Genomic DNA, 10,307 nt, shown 5'->3' on the forward strand with positions numbered 1-10,307 from the left:
CCCGATAGTATTTAACTCACTACTTTACTTCGCGTCATTAAATCGCGAACCACTTTCCCTCTTTGTCCAAAGTCCAGGTAATTGCCAAATCCGAGGAATATTTGTCAAGAAAAAGAGAGTGGATTGAAAAATTTAATCACAACTACCTGCGGCTGACAAGGATTCTCACAAGTTTGACAGAGTTGGGATTGAAAAATTACGCTTTAGCTCTTTTCAAATGTTTAGATGAGATCTATAACGAAGACAATGCAAGTATTGGTTTAGAAACTTATACTTATTGGAAAAAAGCTGTAAATAGTTAGAACTGATATTTTAGAATTATCGCTATAGCAAACCATAGGATACGCAAGAAAATTAAATTTTTGTGGAACAGGCTCGAAAGCCTGTTACGGGCGGCGTCGGAGCAACGGCCCACAAGAAAATTAAATTTTTGTGGAACGCGCATCTTGGCTGTAGCTGACATTGGTGCAGTTTTCCACCCAAGCGGATTCATGCTCAAAATAATATTTTAAATTATTTGAACCTTTTTCGCGATCGTCCTGTCTAAACACTTCAGATAACGAACTGGTGGGGGAGACTTCACAGGTGTTAGGTGTGTCAGCCAATGTTTTAACCGATGACTGTTCCGACTCGGACTTAGTTGCTCAATGTTTAAAGGGCGATCGCACTTGCTTTCGCTACCTTTACAAACGCTACCAACACAAAGTCAGATCGACCCTTTACCAACTCTGCGGCCCGTCACTTCTTGACGATCTAGCACAAGAAGTATTCCTGCGAGTCTGGAAAGGATTGCCTAAACTCAAGCACCAAGAAAATTTTTCTACTTGGCTTTATCGAATCACTTGGAATGTGGCTTCCGACCAAAGACAAGCATTTGCTAAACAGCATTCTTTTGACTCCCAGCTCAAAAATCAAGAAGTAATGGATGAGGTTATTCTCAAAGATAACACATCCGAATTGATGCAGTTGCACTATCAAGATTTAGTGCAGCGGGGACTGGATCAATTGAGTTTTGAACACCGCAGTGTATTGGTGCTGCACGACTTAGAAGATATCCCGCAAAAAGAAGTAGCCCAAATTTTGGGACTACCAGCAGGGACTGTCAAATCTCGCGTGTTTTATGCCAGAAATGCTGTGCGGCAATTTTTGCAAAAAGAAGGTGTCAGCGAGCTATGAATAACCCAAGCAGCGACCAAAAGTTAGTTAATTTCCTGAAGCAACATCGCCCAAACCTTCCAGAGGCTGCGCCCGATTTTGAGCAAAAACTTTTAGCAGCAATAGATAGGAATGAGGCGGGTGCAAAAAAGCTAAATTATCTAGGAGAGTCGCAATTTACCCTGTCTAGCAAAAGAGCGCGAACGATCGGTTTTCGCAAGTGGGTTTTTCCTTCTGCGATCGCCGCTGGCTTGCTAGTTTTTTGGTCGGGCTACCGTGCGTTTGAGACTGCACAATTGCCAGATAATGAAACAGCTAAGTTAGAAGCATTTTTAGTCACTAACTGGGAAGGTGTACTGCATGATTCTAGCGAAAAAAATATGACCGATCGCTCGCAAACAGACTGGTTGACTTTCAGCCAGAGTTCTGACAGCGAACCGCTAACAAATAACTAATCTCAAAGAGGTAATTTCCATGTCAATTCGTCGCATTTCTGCCCTAGCCGTTTTAATGCTGACTCTCGGCAGCACAGCCGCAGCAATAGCAGTTCCCAATCCCCTAGAACCGGAAACAATTGCCCAAAATCAGCGTCCCAATCGACCCGCTGGTAAGGAAGGTGGGATGTTTGAGAAACTGAATTTAACTGCGGACCAAAAGCAAAAAATGCAGGCAGTTCGCGATCGGTACAAAGACCAAGTTTCTCAGCGGATGCAGGCAGTCCGCCAAGCCAGACAAGAATTGGAAACGATGATGTCCGGCACGGCAAATGCCAGCGAAATACGGGAAAAACACCGTCAAATAATAGGCCTGAGGCAGCAGTTGGAAGAGGTGCAATTTGAAAGTACACTCGCAATGCGAGAAGTGCTCACGCCCGAACAGCGCACCCAATTAGCTCAACTGATGCAGCAGCGCCGACAAACTGCTAGAAACAGGATGCAAAACGGTCAAAAACCGCAGTAATTGAAGAGTAGTTTTGAGTGAATCGCAGGGTGTGCAACACGCACTCTGCGATTTTCATTGTCAGCAGGTAGACATCAACAGTCCTGGAAGCAAAAACCCGGTATCTGCACGTAATTTGGTCGTATACGCTCGATCGCGACAGCGAGAAACCGGGTTTTTTGCTCTAGTCTGTAAGTCGCGATCGACAAACGCCCCCAGATAGAAACCCAGATTTTCTCTAATCTATGCGATTGCTGTATCTATTCAGCAAATAAGTCTAAAAAAACAGCAATTTTAAATGCGTGTGAGTGCTTTCTTTCTTGGGCAATAAGTCTAAAAAAACAGCAATTTTAAATGCTTGCAAGTGCTTTATTTCTCTTAAAATTCAGGTTCTAAGTTGAGCTAATTAGCCTGTGACGTTTTTTATTTATTTAAAATTTATATTAATAAGTTAAAATAATGAGTTGGAAAGTCTCATAATCTTTTCTGGATGAATCTACCGAACGACTCAAGTTACATTTATTTACACGGATTTGCTTCAAGTCCCGATTCAGCTAAGGCTAAATATTTCCGAGATCGCTTTTCTTACCTAGGAATTGACCTAAAAACTCCCGCTCTCAATCAAAACGATTTTTCGGGTCTCACTCTCACCCGCCAATTAAACCAAATAGAAACAGAATTTTTGCCAACCGAATCCTTCCAATCTCCCACAGAAAATGTAAAAAATCTAGGGGAAGTCACCATAATTGGGTCTAGTTTTGGGGGGCTGACAGCGGCTTGGTTGGCCCAGCGACAATTGTCAGTAAAGCAAATAGTTTTGTTAGCACCGGCTTTTGAATTTATCTCGCACTGGCTGCCACTGTTGGGACAGCAACAGTTAGAAAAGTGGCAGTCTGAGAAATATTTGCCCGTATACCACTACGGCGAACAGCATTATCAGCAGCTAAATTATCAGTTTGTGGCAGATATGGCTCAATACCCTGAAGAAAAATTAATGCGGTCAGTCCCTACGTTAATTCTTCACGGCAAGCATGATACAATAATACCGATTCAGTGCGATTCGTTTAGTCCAAATGAGTGACAACACTTAGAGACGGCTAGTATGACATTATAGTCATAACAACTAAATACACATCTGGATGTGGGTCATTCCAAGTTCCAGTCTGCAAGTGCAGCAGTAAAAGCATATTCCCTATCTTTTTAGGTAGCAACTAATAGGGTAAAGCGGGAATAAAAAGACAGACTACTGGTAGCCGAAACTGGTAACTGTCGAGCAAGAGTTCATGTGTAGCGAAAGCAAAGATGTGTCTGAACCATCGTTATATTAGATGGTCTAACGGCTGAATCAAGTGTAAACCCGTTGAAAAACACGGTAAAAACTGATTAAAGACCAAGCCAAAAGGCAAGGATAGGGAATAGGCGATTTGAGTCTCGACCTATAAGCACCTCCCATAACCCCGGTGGATAGCATCACACTAAAAACTTTAACAATGTGTATTTGGAACGAAGTAACTCTCATATATTTCTGGAAATAAATCTATTACCCAGTAAGTAGCTAACGAATAATATATGAGAAAGGGATTGTGTCAAAAGCGAACGCTCTGTTGTAATGACAGAGATATGCAGACAGACGCATGGTAACTTCAAGGATAGGAACTTTAGTAGCAATGAATAAGTCTAAAACGCGGGAAAACCCGACGGTGGAATGGAATCAAATCAATTGGCGAAAAGCCGAAAGATTGACATTCAAGTTGCAAAAACGTATCTATCGAGCAAGTGAGCGTGGCGATGTTAAAGCAGTTCGGAAGCTTCAGAAGACCTTGATTAATTCATGGTCTAATAAGGTATTAGCGGTACGACTGGTCACGCAAGACAATACTGGCAAACGTACAGCAGGTGTGGATGGTATTAAATTACTACCACCACAGCAACGAATCAAGCTAGTAAGTCAACTCAAAGCAAATGGAAAATCACAACCGACACGTCGGGTAATGATACCAAAACCAGGAACCAATGAGTCAAGACAATTAGGCATACCAACTATGTACGACCGCGCCTTACAAGCAGTTGTGAAAGCAGCTCTTGAACCAGAATGGGAAGCAAAATTTGAGCCTAACTCATTTGGTTTTAGACCAGGTAGGTCGTGTCACGATGCAATAGGAGCTATCTTTGACAGTATCAGATATAAAGCCAAATACGTGCTGGACGCCGATATTGCCAAATGCTTTGACCGCATTAATCACAAAGCATTACTTGACAAAATCAATACCTATCCCCGACTCAGAAAACAAATTAAGTCGTGGCTTAAAAGCGGGGTATTAGACCAAGGTGAAATTTTTCCGACCGATGAAGGTACGCCACAAGGAGGGGTTATTTCCCCGCTATTGGCTAATATAGCCCTTCACGGAATGGAAGAACGGGTTAAACAATATGCGGAAACGCTAACAAAAGGATACTTGGGTATCAATAAAAAAGGTAAACGAGCATCATTAAGCTTAATCCGATACGCCGATGACTTTGTGATTATGCACAAAGACATTGAAGTAGTAACAGCCTGTCAGAAGATAATTGCGGAATGGTTAGGTAACATGGGCTTAGAATTAAAACCAAGTAAAACAAAACTAACCCACACTCTCAATGAATATAATGGAAATGTTGGGTTTGAGTTTTTAGGGTTCCACATACAACAACACAAGGTAGGTAACTACCGAAGTGCCAGAAGTCCAAATGGAATTCCACTAGGGTTTAATACGTTAATCACCCCTTCAAATACAAAAATCAAAGCTCACCTCTCCAGAATAGCTGAAGTAATAGACAGTCATAACACCGCCCCACAAGGTGCTTTAATTAGTCGCCTGAATCCAATAATTAGGGGATGGTCAAACTATTACTCAACAGTAATAAGTAAGGAAACCTTTAACAAGGCGGATCAACTTACTTATGATAAACTGCGAGCTTGGGCGAGAAGACGGGGAAAAGGTAACATCAACAAAGACAAATACTGGCGAACAGTAGGCGACAGAAATTGGTGTTTCAGCACAGAAGAAGGTTTAGATCTGACCCAACACTCAACAACGCCTATTAAAAGGCACGTCAAGGTAAAGGGCAATTCAACACCTTATGACGGTGACTGGATTTATTGGAGCAAAAGACGTGGAGAATACCCTGGAACACCAACAAGAGTGGCAACACTGCTTAAGACACAAAAAGGTAAATGTACCCACTGTGGTCTGTATTTTACACCTACAGACACTGTAGAAGTTGACCATATCCAACCTCGGTCATTAGGCGGTAAGGATGAATATAAAAACTTCCAACTTCTGCACAAACACTGTCACGACACAAAAACGGAAAATGACGCTTCCCCCGACAGGAACTATTATAGCAATCCGTTTTGAGTTGTATCCTTAAAAAAGGATGAAGATATCAAGGAGCGGAATGAAGCGAAAGTTTCACGTTCCGTTCTGAAAGAGAGGTAGGGATAGAAATGCCCCTATCGACTCTACCAGCTAGCAGAAATTTTGCCGCTAACCGTCCCTGGGTGCAATTAATCGAATTAGAAGACGATCATGCTTTGGGAAATGTCCTAGCGGAAATTTGGGAAGCGATTCAAAAGTTTTGCCAATTCAAACATTAAAATTTGACCAACTTGCAAGTCTCAACAATCAAATGACTGAACAAGATCGATCGACTCGCACCTTAGCCGTTGATATTGGCGGAAGCGGCATCAAAGTTATGGTTTTGGACGATGAAGGCCAACCCCAAACAGAACGTAGCCGTTTAGAAACGCCTCAACCGCCGAAACCGGAACCCGTACTAGAGGCGATCGCCTCTTTAGCCAGCGAACAAGGGGAATTTGACCGAGTATCTGTCGGTTTTCCCGGCGTCGTCTGTGGCGGCTTCATCAAAACCGCAGTGAATTTAGATCCGTCTTGGATAGATTTTGACCTACAAACTACTCTCAAAGATCGCTTGGGAAAACCTGTGCGAGTAGCTAACGATGCTGATATTCAAGGATTGGGAGCAATTGCCGGAACGGGTGTAGAATTAGTAATTACCCTTGGCACAGGTTTAGGTTCTGCCTTATTTGTTGATGGTATCTTGATACCTAATTTGGAACTCGGGCATCACCCGTTTCGCAAAGGGGAAACATACGAACAGCAATTAGGTCGCTTGGCATTAGATACAGTTGGTTCCAAAAGATGGAATCGCCGCCTGGAAAAAGCACTCGCCTCTCTACAAAATCTCTTTAACTGCGATCGCATTTACATCGGCGGCGGTAATACTAAAAAAATTGCTGTTGAGTTACCGCCGCAGGTTAAAATAGTACCCAATGTGAGCGGTTTGTTGGGCGGCATTGCTTTGTGGCGCGATTGAATAAACTTTGTGGCAAAAATGGCCGTCAATATCAAAGAAACCGGTTTTTTTGCTCGGATTAAAGGCAATAATCCAATCTTTCGGTAAAAAACCCGGTTTCTGAATCCACGACGGTTGATTTGGTTTTTGGCTTGTGCGTTAGCGGAGCCCGCCCCTACGGGGGCTACGCCAACGAAGAGGATCGCCATTTTAAAAATTATTCTCCCATCGGATCGCGGTAGCGTTTGGGTTCATCCTTGCGAAACAGATTCGCCAAACCGAGGATGCCCAACAAACCCAAAGCACCCCAATGATTGTTGTCGTTTTTGCTTTCTTGAAAGGGAGTTCTGTCTAGAACAACTCCATTAGAATCAGTATTGTTCTGGGCCGGATCTGAGTTAGTTTGAGCTGAGGCAGGCATAGCTGAAGGGAGAACAGCCAAACTCAAAGCTATCAGGGTAGCGGCGGTATTTTTAGATATATCGGAAGGCTTGACTTTCATACTCCGTCTCCAAATATCAGCAGTTACTTTATCAAAGTAATCAATTTGCCGCAGCCGACGTATCAATCGATCGACAGAAACTAAATCTCCCCTCTCCTCTTGCTTTCGAGATAGAACAAGCTCTATGCTAAACTCAGATGCTTGTAACCAAATTATCTAAAATAAAAAGTCATAAATTAGACCATGCTTTCCTTTATCCGAAAAGATTTAGCCGAACTTACCGCATACACTCCCCATCCGGGCGGCGCGTCAGGAGAACCAGCGCACTCGGAAAGTGCGATCGATCGCCTCGATACCAACGAATGCCCCTACGACTTGCCCGAGGAATTAAAAAAAAAGCTAGCTTGGACTTACCAGCAGTTAATTGAGACAAATCGCTATCCCGACGGAGGCCACGCGGCACTCAAAGAGGCGATCGCCCAATACGTCAATGAATCCCTAAATGTCCCCCCCCTTGTTGAGGGGGGGCTAGGGGGGGTTACACTGCCAAAAACAGCCATTACAGGCGACAATATTTCTGTGGGCAACGGTTCCGACGAACTAATTCGATCCATCTTAATAGCTACTTGTTTAGGCGGGCAAGGCTCTATTTTGGTAGCGAATCCCACCTTTTCGATGTATGGAATAATCGCCCAAACCCTCGGTATTCCCGTTGCGAGTGTTCGGCGGAAAGAGGAGAATTTTGAAATCGATATCGAGGCGGCTAAAAGGGCGATCCTCTCCGTTAGCGTAGCCCCCGTAGGGGCGGGCTGCGCTAACGACAAAAATCAAAATCCCCCCGTGCGCGCCGTCTTTGTCGTTCATCCCAATTCTCCCACAGCCAATGCTTTAACAAAGGATGAAATAGAATGGTTGTCAAGTTTGCCGGAACAGATATTAGTAGTAATTGACGAAGCTTATTTTGAATTCAGCCAAAATACTTTAGCCGACCAATTGCACCAGCATCCGAATTGGATAATTTTGCGGACATTTTCCAAAGCATTTCGACTAGCCTCAATGAGAGTCGGATATGCGATCGCCCATCCCGAACTCGCAGCCGCCTTAGAAAAAATCCGCCTCCCCTACAACCTTCCCAGTTTCTCGCAAACCGCAGCCGAGTTAGCCCTAGCGCAGCGGCAGTTATTGCTAGCAACCATTCCCGAAACTCTATCAGAAAGGGCAAAATTAATTGCAGCGCTAACTCAGCATCAAAAATTACAAGTTTGGTCGAGTGCGGCTAACTTCGTTTACCTGCGGGTGAAAGCTGGCGAGGGGGAATCTGCCGAACAAGAACACAAACAAATCATGCAGCAGCTAAAAGATCGAGGTACTTTAATTCGCCACACCGGGGGAGGTTTGCGAATTACGGTGGGTAGCCCGGAGGAAAATCAGCGAACAGTCGATCGAATCGCAGCGATTTTCGATTAAAATTAACATCCACCGTTGCTCAATATAATGCTAATGATGAACTCTGTAGAACTATTCAGCGGAGCAGGAGGCTTAGCAATAGGCGTCTCAAAAGCCGGCTTTTGTCATAAAGCAGTTATCGAGCGGGATAAAAACGCCTGCGAGACAATTCGCGAAAATCAGCGTCGGGGTGTAAAAGCGATCGCCAACTGGTCTGTTTTTGAGACAGATATAGCTAAATTCGATTTTACATCGCTAGAAATCAAAGAGGGGGTAGACCTTCTAAGTGGAGGGCCGCCCTGTCAGCCTTTTTCTGTAGGAGGAAAACACTGCGGGAGTGAGGACGATCGAAATATGTTTCCGCACTTTTTTCGGGCCGTGCGAGAACTCAAACCCAAGGCATTTGTTATCGAAAATGTTAAAGGTTTATTGCGTTCCTCCTTCACTAAATATTTTGAGTATATTGTCCTACAACTCACTTATCCAGAAGTTGTACAAAGACTGGATGAGGATTGGCCCCATCACCTGTCCCGGTTAGAACAGCATCATACCGCCAGTCGCGGTGACGGACTATCATACCGTGTAGTATTTCGCTTACTCAACGCGGCAGACTACGGCATTCCCCAAAAGCGCGAAAGGGTTTTTATTGTAGGTTTTCGATCGGATTTAGGATTAGAGTGGTCTTTTCCTGAACCGACTTGTTCTCAGGAAGCCTTGCATTGGGCTCAATGGGTGACTGGCAATTATTGGGAGCGCCATCGAATCTCTAAAAGCGATCGTCCAGACATACCTAGCAAGCTTTCCTCGCGCATATTCAATCTTCAGTTCAACTTGTTTCCACCTCAAAAACAGCCTTGGCGCACTGTGCGGGATGCCATTTCGGACTTACCACAAGAAGGCAATAAAGAAAGGCAAAACAGCATACTAAATCACATTTTTATATCAGGAGCCAGAAAGTATCCAGGCCATACGGGCAGCTTGTTAGATGAACCAGCTAAAACTTTAAAAGCAGGAGTTCACGGGGTCCCTGGAGGAGAAAATATGTTAGTTGATCCCACGGGGCAGGTGCGTTACTTTACGCTTCGCGAAGCTGCTAGACTGCAAACTTTCCCTGACGAATACTTCTTTCCTCACAGTTGGACAGAAACTATGAAGCAGTTGGGGAATGCTGTACCAGTCGCTTTGGCAGAAGTTATTGCCTCTAGCATTAGATCGCGGCTGGAGACAGTTAGAACAGCGAGAGTGTAGTCAATGAATTTGAGATTTTAGATTTGAGAATTTACTCTATGCTCGAAGTATTTAGAGTCCCGCCAGATTTACAAGAAAACTTAATCGCTTTCTGTGGCAGGCAAAATTGTTACAACCTTCAGGAACTCGATCGCTTCAGGAACGATTTGAGCGAATATTGCGGAGCATATTTGCTGTACTACCAGGGCGACTTCTCAATGTATAACCTCATTAAACAGGCAAACTTGAATAAGTGCTGTCTGCCAATCTATGTAGGTAAAGCAGCTCCGGGCGGTCGTCGGACGGGGCGTACAACTATTGGCAACACTCTTTACGGACGCTTGTCAGAGCATAGAAAGTCGATCGAAGCTGTAGACAATCTAAAAATTGAGGATTTCGCGTTTAAAGTCGCGCCGATGGAAATCGATTTAGTTTCCTGGGGAGAAGCCGTTTTGATCCGTCACTTCAGTCCTGTGTGGAATAAAGAAATATCGGGATTCGGGATACATGACCCCGGAAGTGGGCGAGCTGGACAAAAACGTTCTGTATGGGATAGATTGCACCTCGGTCGCACTTTTGCCACCAAGCTTCCTCTAGGGAATACTCCGATCGATATTGATGCTTTGTCGGTTAGTATAACACAGCATTGTCAGCGGATGATAGAAGAGTTATACCATTTTTCTAAAGTTATGCTAGAGTTACCTGAAAAGTAAAGGAGAATATTAAAATGTCTGGGCGTCCT

13 protein-coding genes are annotated in these 10,307 nt (G+C 44.0%); 11 read left to right on the forward strand and 2 right to left on the reverse strand.

Features of this window, described 5'->3' with window-relative positions; all coding sequences use genetic code 11:
* Nucleotides 1-62 precede the first annotated feature (62 nt).
* Nucleotides 63-302 (forward strand): opioid growth factor receptor-related protein, encoded by a 240-nt coding sequence (locus QUA80_RS32280; protein ID WP_333428996.1) that lies wholly within the window; start codon nt 63-65, stop codon nt 300-302.
* Between the two features lie 120 nt (nt 303-422).
* Here QUA80_RS32280 and QUA80_RS32285 read toward each other — a convergent pair whose 3' ends face one another.
* The gene (locus QUA80_RS32285) at nt 423-605 is read right to left on the reverse strand and encodes a hypothetical protein (RefSeq protein WP_333429008.1); all 183 of its coding nucleotides are present in this window, start codon (nt 603-605) and stop codon (nt 423-425) included.
* Here QUA80_RS32285 and QUA80_RS32290 point away from each other — a divergent pair.
* From QUA80_RS32290 to QUA80_RS32320, 7 genes are all read left to right on the forward strand, one after another.
* On the forward strand, nt 586-1,176 hold the full coding sequence (locus QUA80_RS32290) for a sigma-70 family RNA polymerase sigma factor (RefSeq protein ID WP_333428997.1): 591 nt from the start codon (nt 586-588) through the stop codon (nt 1,174-1,176). The genes QUA80_RS32285 and QUA80_RS32290 overlap by 20 nt on opposite strands.
* Nucleotides 1,173-1,610 (forward strand): hypothetical protein, encoded by a 438-nt coding sequence (locus QUA80_RS32295; RefSeq protein WP_333428998.1) that lies wholly within the window; start codon nt 1,173-1,175, stop codon nt 1,608-1,610. Before QUA80_RS32290 ends, QUA80_RS32295 begins: the two co-directional genes overlap by 4 nt.
* A 19-nt stretch (nt 1,611-1,629) precedes the next feature.
* Nucleotides 1,630-2,115, forward strand: coding sequence for a Spy/CpxP family protein refolding chaperone (locus QUA80_RS32300; protein ID WP_333428999.1), 486 nt, complete (start codon nt 1,630-1,632; stop codon nt 2,113-2,115).
* 469 nt (nt 2,116-2,584) lie between these two features.
* Nucleotides 2,585-3,175: a YqiA/YcfP family alpha/beta fold hydrolase gene (locus QUA80_RS32305; protein WP_333429000.1), complete on the forward strand. Its 591-nt coding sequence runs from the start codon at nt 2,585-2,587 to the stop codon at nt 3,173-3,175.
* Between the two features lie 586 nt (nt 3,176-3,761).
* On the forward strand, nt 3,762-5,492 hold the full coding sequence (gene ltrA / locus QUA80_RS32310; RefSeq protein WP_333429001.1) for a group II intron reverse transcriptase/maturase: 1,731 nt from the start codon (nt 3,762-3,764) through the stop codon (nt 5,490-5,492).
* 89 nt (nt 5,493-5,581) lie between these two features.
* Entirely contained in the window at nt 5,582-5,731 is a 150-nt protein-coding gene (locus QUA80_RS32315) for a hypothetical protein (protein ID WP_333429002.1), read from the forward strand.
* Nucleotides 5,732-5,763: 32 nt separating this feature from the next.
* Nucleotides 5,764-6,471 (forward strand): ROK family protein, encoded by a 708-nt coding sequence (locus QUA80_RS32320; protein ID WP_333429003.1) that lies wholly within the window; start codon nt 5,764-5,766, stop codon nt 6,469-6,471.
* Nucleotides 6,472-6,667: 196 nt separating this feature from the next.
* On the opposite strand, the gene QUA80_RS32325 is transcribed toward QUA80_RS32320, so the two are convergent.
* Entirely contained in the window at nt 6,668-6,952 is a 285-nt protein-coding gene (locus tag QUA80_RS32325; protein WP_333429004.1) for a WGxxGxxG family protein, read from the reverse strand.
* A gap of 183 nt (nt 6,953-7,135) precedes the next feature.
* Between QUA80_RS32325 and QUA80_RS32330 the strand changes: the two genes are divergently transcribed.
* Genes QUA80_RS32330 through QUA80_RS32340 form a run of 3 tightly spaced genes read left to right on the forward strand, consistent with a single transcriptional unit; the run spans nt 7,136 to nt 10,278 of the window.
* On the forward strand, nt 7,136-8,359 hold the full coding sequence (locus QUA80_RS32330) for a histidinol-phosphate transaminase (RefSeq protein ID WP_333429005.1): 1,224 nt from the start codon (nt 7,136-7,138) through the stop codon (nt 8,357-8,359).
* Nucleotides 8,360-8,392: 33 nt separating this feature from the next.
* The gene (locus tag QUA80_RS32335) at nt 8,393-9,586 is read left to right on the forward strand and encodes a DNA cytosine methyltransferase (RefSeq protein ID WP_333429006.1); all 1,194 of its coding nucleotides are present in this window, start codon (nt 8,393-8,395) and stop codon (nt 9,584-9,586) included.
* A 38-nt stretch (nt 9,587-9,624) separates the two neighbouring features.
* Nucleotides 9,625-10,278: an Eco29kI family restriction endonuclease gene (locus QUA80_RS32340; RefSeq protein ID WP_333429007.1), complete on the forward strand. Its 654-nt coding sequence runs from the start codon at nt 9,625-9,627 to the stop codon at nt 10,276-10,278.
* Nucleotides 10,279-10,307: the final 29 nt, after the last annotated feature.

It is taken from the genome of Microcoleus sp. F4-D5 (assembly GCF_036704885.1).
GTDB lineage: Bacteria > Cyanobacteriota > Cyanobacteriia > Cyanobacteriales > Microcoleaceae > Microcoleus.

What these genes read in the sequence shown, in the direction of transcription:
- QUA80_RS32295 (WP_333428998.1), top strand. Translation starts at nt 1,173, where the DNA reads ATGAATAACCCAAGCAGCGACCAAAAGTTAGTTAATTTCCTGAAGCAA.
- QUA80_RS32300 (WP_333428999.1), top strand. Translation starts at nt 1,630, where the DNA reads ATGTCAATTCGTCGCATTTCTGCCCTAGCCGTTTTAATGCTGACTCTC.
- QUA80_RS32305 (WP_333429000.1), top strand. Translation starts at nt 2,585, where the DNA reads ATGAATCTACCGAACGACTCAAGTTACATTTATTTACACGGATTTGCT.
- ltrA (WP_333429001.1), top strand. Translation starts at nt 3,762, where the DNA reads ATGAATAAGTCTAAAACGCGGGAAAACCCGACGGTGGAATGGAATCAA.
- QUA80_RS32315 (WP_333429002.1), top strand. Translation starts at nt 5,582, where the DNA reads ATGCCCCTATCGACTCTACCAGCTAGCAGAAATTTTGCCGCTAACCGT.
- QUA80_RS32320 (WP_333429003.1), top strand. Translation starts at nt 5,764, where the DNA reads ATGACTGAACAAGATCGATCGACTCGCACCTTAGCCGTTGATATTGGC.
- QUA80_RS32325 (WP_333429004.1), bottom strand. Translation starts at nt 6,952, where the DNA reads ATGAAAGTCAAGCCTTCCGATATATCTAAAAATACCGCCGCTACCCTG.
- QUA80_RS32330 (WP_333429005.1), top strand. Translation starts at nt 7,136, where the DNA reads ATGCTTTCCTTTATCCGAAAAGATTTAGCCGAACTTACCGCATACACT.
- QUA80_RS32335 (WP_333429006.1), top strand. Translation starts at nt 8,393, where the DNA reads ATGATGAACTCTGTAGAACTATTCAGCGGAGCAGGAGGCTTAGCAATA.
- QUA80_RS32340 (WP_333429007.1), top strand. Translation starts at nt 9,625, where the DNA reads ATGCTCGAAGTATTTAGAGTCCCGCCAGATTTACAAGAAAACTTAATC.